At 41.6% G+C, this 19,167-nt stretch carries 19 protein-coding genes; all 19 read right to left on the reverse strand.

The window, feature by feature from the left end:
- Nucleotides 1-4: 4 nt before the first annotated feature.
- The 19 genes from DXB73_RS00420 to DXB73_RS00515 all read right to left on the reverse strand — a co-directional run bounded on the left by DXB73_RS00420 (nt 5) and on the right by DXB73_RS00515 (nt 18,913).
- Nucleotides 5-907, reverse strand: a complete 903-nt coding sequence (locus tag DXB73_RS00420; protein WP_025489605.1) for a conjugal transfer protein — start codon at nt 905-907, stop codon at nt 5-7.
- Between the two features lie 17 nt (nt 908-924).
- The gene (locus tag DXB73_RS00425) at nt 925-1,932 is read right to left on the reverse strand and encodes a bifunctional lysozyme/C40 family peptidase (protein ID WP_025489604.1); all 1,008 of its coding nucleotides are present in this window, start codon (nt 1,930-1,932) and stop codon (nt 925-927) included.
- The gene (locus DXB73_RS00430; RefSeq protein ID WP_025489603.1) at nt 1,929-4,118 is read right to left on the reverse strand and encodes an MFS transporter; all 2,190 of its coding nucleotides are present in this window, start codon (nt 4,116-4,118) and stop codon (nt 1,929-1,931) included. Before DXB73_RS00430 ends, DXB73_RS00425 begins: the two co-directional genes overlap by 4 nt.
- Nucleotides 4,118-6,568 carry an ATP-binding protein gene (locus tag DXB73_RS00435; RefSeq protein WP_025489602.1) on the reverse strand — a complete coding sequence of 817 codons (2,451 nt, stop codon included), beginning with the start codon at nt 6,566-6,568 and terminating at the stop codon, nt 4,118-4,120. Before DXB73_RS00435 ends, DXB73_RS00430 begins: the two co-directional genes overlap by 1 nt.
- Nucleotides 6,546-6,944 carry a conjugal transfer protein gene (locus tag DXB73_RS00440; RefSeq protein WP_003061368.1) on the reverse strand — a complete coding sequence of 133 codons (399 nt, stop codon included), beginning with the start codon at nt 6,942-6,944 and terminating at the stop codon, nt 6,546-6,548. The genes DXB73_RS00435 and DXB73_RS00440 overlap by 23 nt, the downstream gene beginning before the upstream one ends.
- Nucleotides 6,945-7,052: 108 nt before the next feature.
- On the reverse strand, nt 7,053-7,556 hold the full coding sequence (locus tag DXB73_RS00445) for an antirestriction protein ArdA (RefSeq protein ID WP_002323345.1): 504 nt from the start codon (nt 7,554-7,556) through the stop codon (nt 7,053-7,055).
- Nucleotides 7,557-7,573: 17 nt separating this feature from the next.
- Nucleotides 7,574-8,077: an antirestriction protein ArdA gene (locus tag DXB73_RS00450; RefSeq protein ID WP_025489601.1), complete on the reverse strand. Its 504-nt coding sequence runs from the start codon at nt 8,075-8,077 to the stop codon at nt 7,574-7,576.
- Entirely contained in the window at nt 7,996-8,292 is a 297-nt protein-coding gene (locus DXB73_RS00455) for a conjugal transfer protein (protein ID WP_074038079.1), read from the reverse strand. The genes DXB73_RS00450 and DXB73_RS00455 overlap by 82 nt, the downstream gene beginning before the upstream one ends.
- A gap of 88 nt (nt 8,293-8,380) precedes the next feature.
- Nucleotides 8,381-9,007, reverse strand: a complete 627-nt coding sequence (locus DXB73_RS00460; RefSeq protein WP_022620533.1) for an alpha/beta hydrolase — start codon at nt 9,005-9,007, stop codon at nt 8,381-8,383.
- Nucleotides 9,008-9,077: 70 nt separating this feature from the next.
- On the reverse strand, nt 9,078-9,299 hold the full coding sequence (locus DXB73_RS00465) for a hypothetical protein (protein ID WP_002323342.1): 222 nt from the start codon (nt 9,297-9,299) through the stop codon (nt 9,078-9,080).
- The gene (locus DXB73_RS14355; protein ID WP_005340705.1) at nt 9,300-9,434 is read right to left on the reverse strand and encodes a DUF3789 domain-containing protein; all 135 of its coding nucleotides are present in this window, start codon (nt 9,432-9,434) and stop codon (nt 9,300-9,302) included.
- A gap of 12 nt (nt 9,435-9,446) precedes the next feature.
- Nucleotides 9,447-10,643, reverse strand: coding sequence for a MobT family relaxase (gene mobT / locus DXB73_RS00475; RefSeq protein ID WP_025489600.1), 1,197 nt, complete (start codon nt 10,641-10,643; stop codon nt 9,447-9,449).
- Nucleotides 10,644-10,792: 149 nt separating this feature from the next.
- Complete coding sequence (locus DXB73_RS00480; RefSeq protein WP_004843352.1) at nt 10,793-11,182, reverse strand: hypothetical protein; 390 nt, start codon at nt 11,180-11,182, stop codon at nt 10,793-10,795.
- 94 nt (nt 11,183-11,276) lie between these two features.
- Complete coding sequence (locus tag DXB73_RS00485) at nt 11,277-12,668, reverse strand: FtsK/SpoIIIE domain-containing protein (RefSeq protein WP_004843351.1); 1,392 nt, start codon at nt 12,666-12,668, stop codon at nt 11,277-11,279.
- A 91-nt stretch (nt 12,669-12,759) separates the two neighbouring features.
- Nucleotides 12,760-13,245: a DUF6560 family protein gene (locus DXB73_RS00490; protein ID WP_118689781.1), complete on the reverse strand. Its 486-nt coding sequence runs from the start codon at nt 13,243-13,245 to the stop codon at nt 12,760-12,762.
- Between the two features lie 86 nt (nt 13,246-13,331).
- Complete coding sequence (locus DXB73_RS00495; RefSeq protein WP_004843349.1) at nt 13,332-13,715, reverse strand: YdcP family protein; 384 nt, start codon at nt 13,713-13,715, stop codon at nt 13,332-13,334.
- A gap of 15 nt (nt 13,716-13,730) precedes the next feature.
- A complete protein-coding gene (locus DXB73_RS00500; protein WP_004843348.1) occupies nt 13,731-14,057 on the reverse strand; it encodes a YdcP family protein in 327 nt (108 codons plus the stop codon).
- A gap of 234 nt (nt 14,058-14,291) precedes the next feature.
- Nucleotides 14,292-17,336: an SrtB-anchored collagen-binding adhesin gene (locus DXB73_RS00510; protein WP_009273766.1), complete on the reverse strand. Its 3,045-nt coding sequence runs from the start codon at nt 17,334-17,336 to the stop codon at nt 14,292-14,294.
- A 425-nt stretch (nt 17,337-17,761) separates the two neighbouring features.
- A complete protein-coding gene (locus DXB73_RS00515) occupies nt 17,762-18,913 on the reverse strand; it encodes a hypothetical protein (RefSeq protein ID WP_118689782.1) in 1,152 nt (383 codons plus the stop codon).
- Between the last annotated feature and the right edge of the window lie 254 nt (nt 18,914-19,167).

Below are 19,167 nucleotides of genomic sequence, written 5' to 3' on the forward strand. Positions count from 1 at the left end.
TCTTTTATCCTACAATCTTCCAGTTGCTATCCTTATGTAGCACAAGCTCATACTGTGATACTTGTGTCGCCTTTGTCTGATTATCAAGGAATTTTACAGCTACTTTAACTTTCACATTATCCCCGTCCTTTGTAAAGATAGGGTTTACCAGTTCAGAATAAAGGTAGTCCCTGCCGATAGGCTCAATCACATTTCCAGATACATAGTAAGCAAGCTCTTTTTCTGTGGCTGTTGGATAGAGCTTAAAGAATGTTTCCAGAAATGCGGTAGCGTCATTTACCGTATCAGCGTCCACGCTTGCGTCTGCTTCTGGTGTCTTAGGCTCATAGTCTGATTTTTCGATTGCTGGTGCAAGAGTAGGGTTCTGAATGATTACCATATCCCCGTCAGCGTCTACATGGACTTTTACAGTATAAGTCGCTTTCACATTGCTTGTCTGTTCTCCCTCTTTTATCTGCTGATCTACTTCGTAGGTAGCAGAAAAAGTGTCCGTTCCCGATTGCTCGATATGCCACACAATCACATCTGTAACTGTGGAGCTGGTCGGTATATCCGTTCTGATTGTATCAACATTCAAGTCTTGCAATTCCTTTGTCAGATAACCGCTGATTGCCTGCGTCCTTGCTTCAATCGCTTCTTTGCTGTTACTCCATGTGTAATAAGACTTCGCAAAGTTCTTCACGAAATTTTCTATCCCGTTGGTGTCCTGCAAACGAAGTTCAATGATTTCTTTTTCATGGGTCGTGTGCTGGTCGATAGCCGTAAAATTCTTATACACCCCAAAGCTCACGCTTGCGATAAGCACCACCCACAACGCAATCACGGTTTTCTTATGTGTGCCTACCTTGACAGTACGCACCTTTTTTTCTTTGACATTTTCTGTCTGTTTCTTATTCTTCTTAAACATAATGTTATCCTCACTTTCTATTGTTTTACTCGTCCTGCACCGATTAAGTGCTGTTGCCAGTAACTATTATTTAGGTCTGCATATCCTATCGGATTTCCTGCGTGGTACATCTGCGTCGGCGAAACAAGAATACCGACATGTGTTACATAACTTCCAGCGTTATAGGTAGAATGGAAAAATACCAAGTCCCCAGCCTTTGCCTGCGAGAGTGGAAGATGTTGGGTGGCGTCATACTGTGCTTGTGCTGTTCTCGGTAAGGAAACACCAGCTTTTCCATAGCACCATTGCGTCAGCCCCGAACAGTCAAAGGAAGTGTTAGGATTGCTACCGCCATATACATACTTCCAGCCTTGATACTTCAATGCTTCATTCATTACTTTTTGTGCCAGTTCTCCCGATACCTGCGGAACAGTTAAATACTGATTGACTAATTCGACGTAAAATTGATTGCCATACTGATACCGCCAGCCCCCGTTCTTCGCAACGGCTATCGGGTTGGTGTAGGTTACTTTCTTTCCACCCGATTTTTCACGGGCGAAGCTCTCTGCAAGATTAAAGGTGTGTTTCTTTCCTTTTCCTGCCACATATCCCACATAGCCACCGCCATAGTTATAAGACTGTATCGCTACATTCAAATCGTCGATACCTTGATTTTTGCAGGAAGAAAGCAGGGACGCAAAATACTTACACCCCTGCTTGATTGAGCTTTCCGTATCTAAGGAATTAGGCGGTAAACCAAGACTTTCCGAACTCTGCATAACATCTTCTGCCGTACCGCCACTTTCTACTTGAATGATAGCCAATAGCACATTGACATACTCGGAAATACCGTATTCTCTGGCGTACTTTTCTACCATAGGCTGATGTTTCAAGACTTCTGCGGATAAGTTCATACCCGTAATGCCAGAAGAAAAATTGCTGTTCTCGTCGTCGCTGTCCGCACTAATCAAGACACCAAAGAAAAGCACCAGAGAAAAGAGGATAGGAAACAGAGTGCCAATGATAGCGATATGTTTCAGTTTCATTTTTTCTTCTGTCCTTTCTTCATCACAAGGTTACGAGTTTTCTCTGTTGTCTGCTGGTTCTTTTGGACGGTTTGCGTCTGCTGAACCTTTGTCCTGCGGTCTTTTGTGTAATTCTGGCGTGTTTCCTGCGATACCACTTTTTCTACATTCTGCCTATGTACTGGCTGTGCCGACTGGGTCGCTTTCTTATCAGAAGCACCAGAAGATAACGGACGCTCTTTGATAACATTTGTCTTGACTGGCTCACTTGCTTTTGAAGTGGTCGCTGTGGCAGGACGTTTGACTTCCTGCATTTTTTCCGCACTCGGCTTTGAAGCTGTGGCTGGTCGCTCATGGGGACGGGTAGCTCCCGTTGTCGCTGATCCGTCAGCCTTTCGCTGTGCCTGCCTTGCTTCTTGTGCCTTTTGAAGCTCCATACGCTTGTCAGCGATACTCTGTCTATGCTTTTCCTGCTTTTCCAAACGTCCCGTCTGTCTGGACTGCTGTTCCTGCACCATGCCACGCTTAAAGTCGGACACGCTGGACTTTGCCTTTTCCTTTGCGGAATACACCGCATAAGCGGTCTGTGTCGGCATATCCTTGATATTCTCTTTGACAGCATTTGCCTTGTCTTTCACTTTATTTTTCGTATCTAAGACAGCACCCACCTTTGAGCCTGCACGCTGTCCCATACTGGAAGTAGATGTATTGCCCCGACTGTCTTTTGTGGCTGTGTTCCTTGTCGGTTTTCTGTTTGAAATCGTGCTACCTGCCACCGCACCAGCAACACCGCCAGCAGTAACCGCACCAGCAAGCCGTCTTTCCATACGCCTAGCTCTATGTCGCATAAACAGATATGGTCTGCGGAATATCCTGCGTCCCATGTTTTGACTGTCGCCAGCGTTCAAAGAGAACATACTCATTAAATCGCCCAGCTTCATATAAATACCAGCGAAACATACTATCTGCAAGAACGCTACCATAAAGAACGGATAGTCCGTGGAGATGTTATAAAACATACTGGAAATGCTGAACGCCACCGTTACAATGAGCGTTATTCCTGCCCGTGTCATTATGGTATTAAACACCCTTACGATTGCCTGCTTCGCCATGCTTTCATAGCTCGGTATCATGGAAAGTAAAAAGCTGATAGGTAAAAACATTGCAAAGATAATAAAAAGTATCTGGCTAAATAACATCATGCCCGTAAGCAAGAATACAAATATCGTTATCCCTAAATTGAAGAACAGTAGGAAGAACACCATGCCTAAACGGTTCACGACCTGCGGTATCGTCAGATTGTTGTTGTCGTTATCTTCGATTTCTGTTTTCACGACTTCCTCTCTGGTTTTCCCGTCCTCGTCCTCTGGACTTGCCGATACAAGAGCTTCGACACGGTCTGCCCCGATTTCTTCTGTGTTGCTGTTACCGAATTGCAGAAGTAGCCACGGCTGTTCCACTTGAATAGAAAATAGGCTGTCCCGTATCAAGTCCACGCTGTCCTTGCCCTCGCTGTCGGAGTTGGGGAGCATGATTTTTGTTCCCAAGTCCAAAGAAGCGGTACTGATGTCTGATGAAAATTCATTTATCTTCTTGATGTAGTCGGGAGCGTAGGCAATAAACGAAGCGGACAGCACGAACACCACCACAAAGTTGATAACAGCGTGAAGTGCCTTGCTGGTTTCCCGTTTGATAAGTCCCGTATAAGCAACATACATTCCCACCACTAAGATAATGAGAAGCAGGAAACCAACATAGAAGCCCGTAGAAGAAAAGCCGTTCTCGGTTACACCTGCAAGGGTCTGTATGCTCTTTCCGATACTGTCTGCCATATCGTTAATAAAATCAAGTTTATAGGCTTCCTGCACCACATAGCCCGTGGCATTGCTTAAATAAAGGCTTATCGTCCAGACAAAGTTGGTAATGCAGTAAAGCCCGTACTGTACCGATTTTCCAATGCCGTCCAGCCAGTTCCACGGCAACCATGACCAGCTATTATCCACATAAAAATCAAGCTGGTAGTTGGAAAGGGGATATTTTGAGTAAAGATTTTCTGCGTTTATGGTATCGTCCACAAGCCCCGTCGCATGAGCCACCGTCCCCAAAAGTGAAAGCAGGATAAGGGAGAGTGCCACCACGAACAGAGCCATTTTGAGAAAGTGAAGTATCTTCCTTTTTGTGAACGCACCTTTTATCCTTTCTTTCATCACTCCACCTCATTTCTCTGTACGGGCGGTCTGGTATCAAAGGCGTGTAGCAGTTCTTCAAAAACTGGGTGTATCTGTACCACACCGACACGCCCGTATAAGTCCTGCAATAAGCATTGTCCGTTCTCCAAATCACGAAGCCGTTTCTGGTTGTTTTCATCGTCCTTGTCGATACCGAAAAATTCTAAGGTCTGTTTTATCTCGTTGATGTCAGTAGAACGGAAAGCGAATTTTAAGCCGATATTGTTTTTCAGACTTTCCTTTGCCACGTCCCCAGAAGATTGTGTAACGAAATAAACACCTGCCTGCATAGCTCGTCCAGCACGAACCAGCTTGTTAGAGAGCGTTTCTCCTTGTGCCACATTTAAGAACGCCCACGCTTCGTCCAAATCGACAATCTTAAAAATACTTCTGTCCGAATGGATAAAATCAAGGGCAAAGGTACTAATCACAATCAGCATAGATACCGACAATAATTCAATAGTCGTGTATTCTTCAAAGGTCGTGTCCTTATCTGGCAGTACAAGGTCGGCTACTTGAATGATATTGAGCTGGTTATCAAGGCTGATTGCATTTTCCACCGTACCGTCTGAAAACAGCAGATGTGCAAAGTCGTAGTCCGTGAAGCTGTCGATATGGTCTGCGATATTTCTTGATATGGGCGTATCTTCACGGCGTAGCTCGTCTATTACATGGAGCAAGCCCCGACTGTCGCTCTGGGTAACGGAACGAACCGCTTTTCGTAACACGGGGAATTTTTCGCCGTCCCTAGAGGAAATACCCGTAAGGAATGTCAAGATGTCGATTGCCAGACTTTCAGCGTCTTTTACATTCTTCATAATCACGAATGGGTCAAGAAGTCCTGCATTGTCTTTATCGCTGGTAAGATTTACGATATTGATTTCATGGGCGATTTCTGGAAGTGTTTCTCTCCAGTTGCCACGCTCGGCTTTGGGGTCTAAAATGACTGCTTGACCGCCAAACAACACCGAATAATACACCAGAAGATTGTTGCAGAACGACTTTCCACCGCCAAGCGAACCGACAAAAGCAGACGCTAAAGCGTTGGTAACTGTACCTTTTACGCCCTGCGAAGCTAAAGACGGTTGCAGGTACACATTTCTTCCCGTATCAACGGAATAGCCCATATAGATACCCGTAGTTTCCCCTAACTGCTGGGTCGCTCCAAAGCCAAGCCCTGCCAAGAAGTCTGATTTTACATACTGCACATAGTCATTGATATATCGCTTGCTGGCAGGTAAAAATTCAGAATGAAGCCCCAGCATATCCCCAGCAGGACGTACCAGCTTTACATTGAGGTCGTCGTAAAAGTCTTTGACTTCATCACAACGGCGTTTCAGCTCGTCAAGATCGGGTGCAGACACCCGTATAACGTAGCTTAACTTATACATACTTTCTTTTGTCTGGTCTAAGTCCGTTTCCAGCTCGTCCACGCTGTCTAAAGCGTCCACCACATTTGAGCTGGTTTCACCTCCTGCTTGATAAGCGTGATTGTCAAGGTCTTTCAATTCCTTTTTCTTGTTGCGTACGGTTGTTAATGCTTTTCGGTTCTCCACGATTTCTACATTCATAGAAGTATCAACGGGGAATGTGAATTGCTGTTGCTGGAAATAGAAGATTTCACTTGACGGAAAATCAAGCTCGCCGACAATCGCATTGACGGTAAAATAGGACACATAACTTTCCTTGTCCTCATGTTCCAAGCGTAAATACCGCTGGCTTTCTTCAATCACACACCTTGTCGGACGGATAAGGTCGTAGTATTTTATCAGCGTTTCTTTGTTCAATTTTTTTTTTGGTAGCTGGTACGCATAATCTTCATAAGCGATACCGTCCCTGCCGTAAAGATGTTCCATGAGATACCCAAAATCATTGATTTCCAAGCGACGCACCTTAAAGCGACGGGAGATTTTATTTTCCAGTAACTTTTCCATTTTCATGTAACGGTTGATTTCATCATTCGGCATGGAAACAAAATCATTCATCAGCGTATGGTTTACTTCATGGAGAAACTCTTTGAATGTCAGCCACGCCGATTTTTTGATGTTCTTCAGATTGAGCTGTTCTTCCGTAACCATGAGCTTAAAGCCAAGAAAAAAGCGGTAGTCCACTTGATTGTTTCCAATCATAGATACTAACGCTTCGGTCTGTTCGTCTATTTTCTGGTAGGCAACTTCCTTTAATTTTCCCGTTACCAGTTTCTTTGACTGCTCCTGCATACTTCGTATGGAGCTTTCTGTGGCAATCTGCAACGCATGAATTTTACCCTCACGGGACTGTGCGATTAGCTGTCGGAAACTGTCATGCACGATAAATTTCTGCTCTGCGGATAGAAAAGAATAGTTGTATGGTACCAGCTCATAATAGGCAAACACTTCATTGTCCTTGTTCCAGACAAGGTTATTGTCAATATATTTTATCGGGAACATAGTTCACACTCCTTACTGCCGTGATTGTTTCATTTAATATCTGCTTATGCAGTTTTACGGCTTTTCCTGCATAAGTGATTTTTGGTCGCAGGGCATAGGTTATCTGTGATTTCAAAAAGCTGTACGGCTTCTTTCCGTCAAAGGTTTTCTGCGACATGAACCAAGTGAGAGCAACGGGAATACCAAAGTATTTGAGAAATGCTCCCTCAATCATGGAAAGTGGGGGAATATCCCCAAACAGAATGATGATAAATTCCGTAATCACAAACCATGTAATCTGTGTAAAAGTAACGGGAAAGGGTAAGTTAAAGTCATTGATTGCATATAAGACTTTTTCCACGTTCCAGATACCCGTGTAGCTTTTAATCTTTTTCAAGTTCTTTCAGCTCCTTTCAAAATAGAAAAGGACAGCCATTTTCAGACTGTCCCTTAAAAGAGAAATACGCTGTCAGTAGCAACAATGCTTGTCGCTGATCTTCCAGCGTTAATATGGTATCTCGCACATACCTCGGCTTGTTTCAATAAAGCAACCGCCCATATCCAAATCTCGCCCGTAGGCTTCATAGTCAATGTAGTTCTGTAAGCTGGGTGGAATGTCGCCAAGTGCCTGCAATTCGTCTATGTAGTAGTAGGCAACGTCTGTCATGGTTTCACAGTCGGGATAATAATAAATATCGTCCTTGTGTTCCACGACTTCTTCCAGCGTCCCGTAGTGGCTGATAAATTCGTCCAGACACTCTACGATATAGTCGGGAAGTTCCTCTATCATTTCATACATCTCATTGAGTTCTTCAATGGAAACATACTCGCCAATCGCAATGGGGAAGTTGTCGGTATCATGGATTGCGTATTCCTCATACTGTTCATTCAAGCCGATTTTTTCTTTTACATCTTCCTCATCAATGGGAAACGTGAACCAAGCACCGACTAAATATCCCTCATTGTATTTGCCAAGATTAGCAATGTAAACCGCCATATCATCAATCATAACCACCACCTCATTTCCTACTCTGGCAGTTCAAAGATACCGTGTTCTGTTACTAAAAATTTCCCGTGTTCCTGCAAGTGAGAAGCATAGGCTTCAAAGTCAAAGTAATATTCTTGACAGTCCTCGGATAAATGCTTAAATGTCGGGTCGTTCATCAGCTTTTGCCTTGCAACATCTATCATGCTTTTGCAGTCAGGATAAACCGTAATCACGTTCCTGCAAATATAAAGTGCTTCTAAATTGTCATATACGGTCAGAAGTGATACATATTCTTCCTGCATATCACTTGAAAGCTGGCGGTACATAAAATCTAATTCGTTGAGCTGATACACGCTTGTATGTTCGTGAACTTCATCAGCATAAGGCAACACCTTTTCGATAATACAGTAATCCCCACTTTCTGCACCGATACCTAACTTTTCTTCAAACTCGGCAACATCTATCGGCAGGTCGAACCAGTATGATATTGTTTCTTCGTCAGTTGTTCCTCTCGTTTCCACCAGTACCCTTGTTTCCTGCATTGTTCCTCACGTCCTTTCTGTTGGTTCATCACATCTTTTAAGTTCTGGTATGAGATACCAAACACATATTTAGAAAAATCTTCTAACTGTCTTTCTTCATAGTCGGCAGGGTTCAGCCGTTTCATTTCATGCCACACCTTACGCTTGTAAGAGGGCAGGTCGGAAATGTATTCACAGCCGACTTTTGCCTGCATATCCTTAAAAATATCGTTCATTTCATCACTCCAATCTGAAATTTAGGTATGAAAAAAGCAGTCAATCCTAAGACTAACTGCTTTGTGTGTATGGATATGAAATTGTTTATCAGACATATTGTTTGAAAAATACATTTAACTTTTGCCCTAGTAGTGTTGGGTTATCTGTATTTACTTCATGTCCTGCATTTTCAATAATAGCTATTTCTGCGTTTTCTATCTGTTGTTGCAATTCTAAAGAAGCTTTTTTATTTATCTTATCCTTATCGCCACAGACAACAAGTACCGAACATGATATTTTTTTCAGTTCATGTTTAAAATTAAGTTCTGTCATAGATTTGCATAGATTGATAAAATCTGTTTTCTGAAAACCCATTTTTTCAAATGCTGAACAAGGCATAATACGGAATATCAGATTTTGCATTTTTAACAGATACTTTGGCATTTCATATTGTGTGCCTATTAACACTAATGAGTTCATTTTTTCTGGGTGTTCTATCGCATACTGCATAGCAAGAATACCACCTAAAGAAAGTCCACAAATATTTAGCGGTTCTTCAAACTGTTCACAGTATGTTTCCAATGTCCGATACAATGTATCATAACATGGTATTTTTCCAAAAAGCCAATCTGATAAATTAGGGCATAAAACTTCAAAATCATCATTGAATACTTTTACGGTATCACTCCAACTTTCAGAAGATTGTCCCAAACCGTGAAGCATTATATATTTCATTCCATCACTCCTAGATACTGTGTTTCATATCCACATTATAACATTCGCATATCAGCACCACAATAAAATTTTATGCACCGATAATCTTATTGAACAGCTCTAACAATACATCTTTCACACCGCCAGCGTTGAATACCAAACCGACAGCAATCAAGGCAACTACCAAGAAGCCGATAAGTTTTGAAAACTCACGCTTGAACCCTAAGTAGATACCGATAACCACAATCGCCATAAGCACTAAGCTCTGTGCGTTTGATAAAAACCATTGATACAAATTTTGTCCGAAATTCATTTAATTGTCCTCACTTTCTTCTAATTGTTTCATTTCATAGTCAGCTTCTTTGCCGACATTCAAAATACACATCAAGACTACGCCGATACCCATTCCCATAGATACCAGCAGGAAATCTTTTAATAATACCCACATTTTTTATCACTCCTAACTTTCCACCAAATCTTTTGCAGGGGTCGTCTGCTGTTTGATTATCATTTTATGCTTTTCTGTGAGCTTTGCCTGCTGTTCGATTGTTTCCATGTAGTCTGTACCGTTTCCTTTATCAATCTTTTTCAGCATTTTCAAGGTTGGTGCTACCTGCCTTTGTACCCAACGCAATGTGCGGTCTAAGGTGTAAGGCTCTGGCTTTGTCGTCAGCTTCAAGCTCTGTCTGTTATCGCCAATAAACCAAGCCCAGCGGTCATTGAGTTTCCATTCATTTTTTCGCTTGTCGGGTTCTTCATCAACAAACCGTACATACTGGTTGATGATAGAAAAGGCGGTCTGCTCTGCGTCATAATAGGTCAGCAAATCTCGTACTGCATAATAGGCACGTTCATTTCTAAGCCGTATCTCAAAACGGTTGATAATGTCGGCTTCTTCAAGCGGTGTCCCTAACTTGACGTACTGCTCATAGTCCTTTTCATAGATACAAAAATACACATCTGATTTCAGCGAACCAAGATAAAGGGTGCGTCCCATATATTCTCTGTCGTCCTCTCTATGCTTGATAAGCTCGCCCGACTGGTAAAACTTATAACTTCTGGACTTTCCGATATATTCCCGTTTTCTGCATTTTTCCGCAAGCTCTGGAATATCCAAAATGCCCGTATGGTCGTTGATAGCAAGGTCGATACGCTTCATCACGCCACCGTCTACGAGTGCGTCCATGAGAAAGTCATACCAGCTTCTTTGCTGTGCCAGCAGGTAACTTTCAAACTGCCTGCAACCACGCCCCTTTAACTCTAAAAGGACACCTTTTTCTTCGTCAGCCGACGTATAGATAAAGATGTCCCCTAAAGAGTAATGCTCCGTATAACTGTAATGTCCATAATCTTCATGGAGCATATAGTTGATATTCAGTTTTAATATGTCTTTGATGATATGCTGTATATCCAGCGTGGGAAAACGAATTTTCACATAATCAAACAGCATGGTAAGCGGTGCTTCTGGATTGAACCTTGCCAGTTCTTTATGCAGAGTTTCCAAAAGCTCCTTTGACGGCTTCATTTTTCCGCTTTCTATCTTATTGAGATATTCTCTTGTGATACCAGAAGCCACCGCCAGCCTGCCTTGTGAGATACCGTAAGCAATCCGTTTCTCCCGTAATTCTTTTATCCATTGTTCTTCATTCAGAACCATACCCCCAATCTGTAAAGTGTGAAGTTTTTTTAGGCGACTTCACAGCCGATTTTTGCTAGGAAACCATGCCAGAAGCCTTATGTTTCCTATGTTTTTTGTCTATTGTCTATTTGCAAACGTACCCCTCTGTTAGATACCGAGGGGTTTTATCAGCGGACGGGACAAGCCCCGTCCGCCAAGAACGGAACTTGCGGTTGAGAACCGCAAAACCCGTCCTTGTCGTCCGTGTCTGTGTCCTGCTGTGAACCTTGTATGCCCTCATAGATAACCGCAAAATCTATTCTTTCATCTGAAAGTGCTTCTTTCATTTCTTCAGACAGCCCTTTAAGAAATACATTACATTGCAGACAAGCCTTATCTAAAACTCGAAATCGAAAATAGATTATCCTGCTTTCAACGCAATGTCTACTTTCCAACCTCATTCTAAACTTATGAGGAATGTTGATTTTTTCACGAATAACATCATCAATGATTTTATCTATCCTTGAATGAAATCGCAGATTTGGATTGACAGAATAATCTAAAAAACAATCTAACATATATTTCCTGCAATCCGTTGTAAAAATATCTGTATTCAAGCACAAACAGAGGTAGTTTTTCTCTGTGGGTGCGTGATAAACATTTAATGTGTCCTTATTCAATCACATCTTCCTTTCCTTGTTGTTCTGGCATGACTTGTCTTTCTTGTGCAAGCCTGCCGATTGTTTGTAAAAAATCATGTCCTTTGGGGACTAAAGGCGTGTAAAATTCGCTTATCACGCTTGTTCCCATATCACAATAGCCACGCCCCTTGATACGCTTCTGGAAAAACTGCTTTTTCACATCTGAACCGAACAGCATACCGTAACCTAATTCGCTGATACGCCCAAGTCCCACACGGAAATTGAAGTTATCTCTGATACCGTCAGAGAAATACTTTGCGTCTGGACGCTGGCAGGCAACGATAAGGAAATAACCTGCTTGTCGTCCTAACATAACGATTTTCTTTAACTGGCTAAGCAAGCCCACGCTTTCCTTTGTCCCCAGCATTTCAAAAAATGCCACATATTCATCAAAGATAAGAAAGCAGGGTGGCAGTCCCAGATAGGCGTAGTTTTCGCCCGTCTTATAGTTCGGGTGTTGCTTCATTTCCTCACTTCGCTGTACCATTCCCTCATAAAAGGCATTGACACAATCAATCATTTCTTCTTTGGTGTGATACACATTTCCCATAACTGTCCCTAAGTCTGCAAGGTCAGCGTTCTTCGGGTCTAAGATGTAAAGGACAGCGTTGGTATGCAGTAAGGCTTCAATAAGCGTCAGCAGAAAATAAGTTTTACCGCCACCCGTTCCACCAGCAATCAGAGCGTGAGGGAGTGCGTCATATTCCCAGACAAGATTTTTCATCAGTTTCAGACAGCCGTTTTCTGCCCGTACTTCATCAATGGTAATGCGGTTCGCTATCATATCATAAAGCAGGGTATATTCAATATAGCCGTCATGCAGGGTCTTGTCGGTCAGCTCACAATATAAGCCACTTTCCAATTTATCCTCTAACCGTAAAAGCTGGTCTTGATATTTTCCCAGCGTAATTTCACAGCGGATATGAAGCAGTCCCTTTTCCATTTGATAATAAATCTTTGGAAACCAGACGATTTTTTCCCTTGATCTGCTTTGCAGGTCAGTAAAAAAACCGCTGTCTTGTACGGTATCGGCTTCATACCACTTATTTTCCAGTACCATTCTTGCCAGCTTTTGACGGTGCAGGAGCTTCTTGAAACTATCGTAACAGAAGTGGTAATACAGAAAAACGACCAATGCACAAACACCAGTCGCTATCAGTATAGTTATGAAGTTGTAAGGGGAAAGCGTCAAGCCGTTCTCTAACAAGCTGAAATGTTCCCAATCAGTACGCATGAGCTGTTTGATATTCAGTAGCAGGAGAACCGCCACGAATACAAACAGAAGCGTTCCTATGGAAAAGTGGTAGACAAGGTGCTTGTCGCTGGCTCTGATACGGTGTCCTTTGTTAAAAATCTTTTGCATAAATCAATCACTCCTTTCTGGGTATGAAAAAAGCAGTCAATCCTAAGACTAACTGCTAAAATAATATAACTGTTTATTTGGGCGAAACGTATTAGAGTAAATTTTTCTCTTTTAACATTTCAAGAAATTCTTTATATCCAACACAGTCGCAAGAAACTGTACAATTTTTTTTGTTTCCTACAAATATTTTCAATCCTATTTGCTCTTTTTCTGTGCAACGGGAAATATCATTAAATGAAATTTCTCTTGTTCTTCCAACAGCAGGAGTAATACGCAAATTATTTCCGTCAATTACTACCTTATGTCTTTTTAATGCCCACGCACAAAATTCAATCAATAGAACAAAAATAGCAAAAACAACAGAGTGTCCCACCGTATTATCAAATCCCATGAACAATCCTAAAGCTATTGCAATTCCTACCATTATCAATGAACAAATATGACATACTGTTTGATAGGCGTGTGATACAAAAACAGTATTTGTGAATTTTTCTTTTTTAGTTGCTTTTTGTGTCTTATCTAATACGAGAGATATAATAGGGACAACGAATACAGCAAATATAATAGCTCTTATCATAAACAGCACTCCTTATAATTAAATTTTTCATACCCATATTATAACAGTTTTATATATCCGCTACAACGAAAATCTATTCAGCAAGCCTATTTTTTCGGCTGTCCCTGCGGTGTATGGTTCTGTGGACTGCCTACGTTTTGATTGCCTTTATTCTTCAATACAATATCCTCTGCCTTTACATACCAGTCCACATCTGCACCCGTATAGGTCTTTCTTGATACCGTATCGGCTACTGGATTGACAAGCTCCACAACTGCATTGTACGGAAATTCTCTTAACGGTACTTCTGGCGGTACAGACACGGGGATAATTCCACCATGCAAACTGCACTTCAAATCATAGATACGCTTTTTAAGCTGGGTACTCGGTGTCCCGTCCTCATTCTGTAAGAACACATCACGCACCGCTGTAAATTTTAATTCTCCAAATGTTTTCTCTTTGTCAATAACAAACCCGTTTGATAATCTCATAAATTCTTCACTCCTTTACTTTTCTTCAACTGCTACAATATCATCAGCAACTAACACATAATCGGTATGTCCCATATCCCCGATTGCATAACCTCTGCCGTATAACTTCGGATTGACAAGTTTTACTTTCTGTTCATACTTGAACTTTTTTTCGCCAGCCTGCACGGGAATTTCTACCACAACATTTTCGCCTTTCTGTACGTCAGAATAAAGGTTATAGCTTCGTCTTGCTAAGACCCTGCGGTTATTTTTATCTCTTTCAAAGACTGGCTCACTTTCGCCTGCAAATTCAAGAGTTCCAAAAGACTGTACCATATCTGGCACGACATATTTCATTTCCATATTGTTTTACCTCGTTTCTTTCTATTTTTGATAAATTGATTGTGATTTCTTATTCTGGCGGTTTGGGAAGTACCAGCAATCCCACAGATAGTAAAGGGTAAAATCAATGCTTACGCACCCTTGACTATCCGTGTTCTTGCAGGTTGTTGGCAGACAAGCCAGAATAAGCGGAAGTCTGCCGTTTGACAACTTCGGCGGAGAGCGTGATTTTTCTTTTCTCATACCGTTACCGCCTTATGATTTTTTCATTTTACGGCGTTTGTAGAAGAAGATACCTGCCAGTCCAGCACCAGAGGTCAAAAGAAGTGCAAGCAGTCCGTAAAGGTTTGTGTTATCGCCCGTTTTGGGACTGTCGCTCGGTCTGTTTGGCTTTTCTGGTGTCGGTGGTGTTTCGGGTTTCTCTGGTTCTTTTGGCTTTTCCTTAAAGGTAATCGTCTGTCCCTTATCCTCAATATCCTTATGCTCGGTAACTTTCTTCGGATCGTCTGGATTGCTTAAATCGTACAATTCTTCAAAAGTTACAAGCTGTTTGCCGTCAAGGGAAGTAGCGTCAAGGGTAAAGGCAACTTCCACTTTCATAGTTTCGCTGTCAGCAGTAAAAGTGTAATCACTTTCCACACGTTTCCCATTGATAAGAAGCTCGGCATTTTCTTTTTTCAACATCTGCCAGCCCACCAGTTTGTACTGTGTACCGACTTCTAAGCCCTCTAAGGTTACGGTATCAATGATTGTTACCTCTTTTCCAGCTTCAAGCTCTTTGTTGCCGTCCTTATCGGTAGCAGTCGTATGAATTTTGATGATACGCTCTGTGATAAGTACGGTCTGCCCGTCGTCCTCAATGTCTTTATGCTCCGCAACTTTCACGGGTTCGTCTGGATTGCTGAAATCATACAATTCTTCAAAGGTAACAAGGTTCTTGCCACCTAAAGCAGACGCATTGAATATATAGGAAATTTCCACTTTCATTTCTTCATCATCAGCGACAAAGGTATAATCGTTTTCTACACGTTTCCCGTCAATGATAAGCTCGGCGTTTTCTTCCTTTAACATCTGCCAACCTTTCAACTGATACTTTGTGCCTTTTGTAAGCCCGTTTAATTTGACAGTATCAACGATTGTTACCTCTTTTCCTGCAAGGATAGTTTTTTCGCCGTCCTTGCTGGTCGCTGTGGTATGGATAGAGATTTCTTTTTCGTATTCATCAGTCAACGTTCCTAAATCAATCACAAGGTTATTTCTTGATACCACGATTTCAAAAGGTGGGATAAGTTCAAAGCCTTTGTTACTGTCGCAACGCATTTCTTCAATGATGTAGGTATCATAAGGTAATGCACCCTTGCTGTCGTCTGGTTCAGAAGTTCCAAACCACACACCGTCCTCGCTGGTCTTGCCTGCGTTGGTATTGTGCTTATGCGAAGCCCATTCAGAAGAAGTGGAAAACTGCCCGTTATCATCAGTTACAACTATATGATTTTCGCCCGTTGTCTTGCTTGTGATCCTAAAAGGAACATCAGCAAGACGCTTGTGTGTGCCTGCACCGATTTTTACACCCTCAATATCTCCACGCTTAATCTGATTATAGATAGAATGGGCTTCGTCGGTTAAGTCCACGATTTTTCCATTTTCTGTGATTGTAAAATCAATCGGTTTTGCACCGTCTGTCAAATATCCGTCTGGTGCTTCGCTCTCAACGATACGGAAGTTTCCATAAGGTAAAAGGTCAGCAGAAGTAGAAGCGATACCCTCAATATCGGTACGAATTGTCTTTACCACTTCATTTTTCTTATAGAGCTTGCCCTCAACCAATACTGCATTATCATTTAAGGAAATGATGTCAAAGGCAGTATCTTTTAAAGTTGCACTTCCTTGTGGTTTGGTATCGCCCGTTTCTAAATCTCGTTTCTGAATTTTCACACCGCCACGGATAACCTTATCTGATACGGAAAACTGGTTACTTCCAGATAATACGGCAAGGTCGCCGTCCTCGGTAATCTGTGTAAGGTATAAGTCTTTTATCTGTTCGGACTTATCGCCAGCCTGCATATATGCACCGTCTAACAAGTATCCGTTTGGAGCTTTTGTTTCTTCAACGGTTAGCGTTCCAAGTGGAAGAACCGCTTTACCGTCCTGCATATAGAAGCTATCGCCAGATACTTTGTATGCGTCCGCAAATTTTGTGATGTAGTGGGTTGACCCGTCGCTGTCTGTTTCAGCGATTGTCTTTGTAACCCATGTACGAGTAGCTTCGGCAGGGAGATTGTCTTTATTATAGAAGCCTGCATAATACTTCCATGTAAATTCCGCACCTGCTAGAGAAGCGTTCCCCTGCGGATTGTCTTTCTGTGTTTCCATATCAATCTTGAAAAGCTCAATCAACGTGTCCGTTACTTTTGGTGTATCAGATACTTTCAAAGTCGCTGTTTTTCCAGCTTCAACCTTTAAGGAATATATAGTTTTATCTACTTTATATCCTGCTGGTGCGGATAATTCCTTGATATAGACTGTGCCTGCTTTTACCTCTACAACATCTGTATTTCCGTTTTCATCAGTCGTAAGAGTGGCAAGCTGTTTCGTGCAGTTCTTATCAGAAAAGACACCGTATGTTGCACCAGCGATAGAGTAATTCCCGTTACCGTCTGTAATGCTGGTATTACTGGTAGCCTTTTTAAGTTTCGCATTTCCGATATTTAACTTCGCCCAGAATTGCCCCAATTCCTGCCCCTCGCCAGAGTAGATATAACCGCCACATTCATAACGTCCTTTATTTTCTTTGACAAAGGCTCTTGCACCAGAGAAAACTTCGTCCTGCGTTGCCTTTGGAATTTCATCATAAGAAGCTCTCACGTTGTCGCATTGCCAGCCAAGATGTACGCTCAATCTCTGCCAGACAACAAGCTGTCTTAAAAGGTAGGCGTGATTGTTGCTTATTCCGCTGTGGCTGTCTGTGTACTGTTTCACATATTCGATAGATAAGGCAACGTCGCTTATCTGGTCGGCACTCATACGGGTGCTTGCGTCAATTCTGGTCTTGTAGCCATTCCTAAAATCTGTGTTAATGTCGATACAGTAAGCGTCCTCGCCCTCGACGGTCAAATGTCCCTCGTTAAAAGTAGAACCAATCGAACCGTCATTCATTACTTTTTCAACGATACCGACACGCTCTTTTGACTCCGTCCAGTATTGCTTGCTTTCTGCATGAACGGGTGTCGTCGGTAAAGTAGTAACGACAGTTGCAAGAGCTAAGAAGCCAGTACACAATCGTTTTAACATCTTTTTCATAAATCTAATGCTCCTTTCATTTTGGGTAATAAAATAGCCGTCCAATAAGAACGGCTGGAAATAGAAAAGGAACGTCATGTTAGGCGTTCCATAGTCTATAAGTTATTCAATTTTTTCTTGTTTCAATACTGATGTGTTGTACCATATCTTTGCATATCTAGGAAAACTTGCGTATCAAGGCTCATTCGTTAGTAGTAAATAAGTAGTAAATTGATGTGTTTGTTTCCTTGAAAATGCTGATAGATACTGTGTTTTAGCGGATAATCAGATTTTTATTGTGTTTTTTGATTAAAAAAATCCTCCTAAAATGATAACTATTGTCATGTGTTGTTCGTTATCATCCCGGAGGATTGTGCGTTTCCAATAAAAACCATATAATGCTGTGAAATTATAACATATTATCTCTAAATATGTAATACCCAAAATTAATAATAATCAAATTTTTGTGCTAATTGAGTCAGATCAACCCCACAATTTTCTTTTATTTTGTTCAAAAACGCCGATATGTCCACACCATAAAGATAATGCGTCAATGTCATGCCATCTGTATTCTTCTTATTACCATATAACCAAAAATACTTCTCCATTCCATCTTTACCATTGATTTTGTCTCTGTCCTTTTGTGCGGCTTCCATCGTTTTTTCTCCTGTCGTTCGCAGTTTTTGCAACGATTGTTTCTGATCCTTTGCTACTGCTTTTTGTGATAGCTCCGCTAAAAACAGCCGGTCTTTACCCGCCAACACATCAATTTTTAAGGTTGGATATTTCTCATCCTTTGTCAACGATAATTTGAAAGTATATGTCACGGAAGAATCTGCCGCTTTCAGAGATATGTCTTCGCGATATTCTTTTTTCGTATTGTTTCGCACGATCGTAACCGAATAGTCGACATTATCCACCATGAGCTCTATTACACGTCCACGAATCGTATCTGACTCATCCACATATAATTTCATTTTCTTCCATACCATGCTGTACTTGTTGGTCATAAATTCACCGGTATGATACACAATATCATACTCCGTACATGCATCAGTAATCCCTTTCGGCTTCACATCCTCTCTGCTCTTCGTGACAGTCTGTCCTTTTTGCCAAAACATGCCAATCCACTTTTGCATCTCACTTTTGAACGTAACTTCCGTCCCCATCGGTACAAGCAGCTCTTGATACAATTTCGTGAGTGTATTCATATCGATCGCATACCCATCGGCCGCATCAATATAATTAAAAGCACTCTTCTCATACTTTTTCACACCACCATCACATCTCCACTCCGAAATAGCACTTTTCAGAATACTTCCTCTGCCTAGTTTTCGTAAATTTTTCGGTAAAACAACCTTTTCTAAATAATAATTACCTCGGAAGGATAATGGTGCCGTCTTGCGAACTGTATCCGGTACAACAAAGGTACTGCCCTTCTTACTCATCGGATAACAGATAAGTGTCGTCATTTTCTTATTGTATAACGCACCATTTTGCGACCTGTACTTTGGATTAATCGAAGAAACACGAATACTTCTCGTACGCATCGTCTCGTTCTCTGGCAAGATCCATACACCAACTAAGCCCGTAATCATCTGATAGTCCTTTACCTATCATTCTTACACCATAGGTTTAAAACTACCATATGTAAAATACTTTGAATGCCTTATTTTACGTATTCCCCTTCTCTTATCTCCTAGGCCAAGCATAACATATCTGTTATTAAAAATAAAACACAATCTTTCCTTTCCCCCTGTCATTTTATATCCGTTTATGGTATCCTTATTGTGGGGTTATTTTTTACCGAATGTTGATGGGAACGTTCGTGTTATTACAAGAAAAAGGAGAT

Source organism: Clostridium sp. OM05-6BH (genome assembly GCF_003481635.1).
Lineage (GTDB): Bacteria > Bacillota > Clostridia > Lachnospirales > Lachnospiraceae > Butyribacter.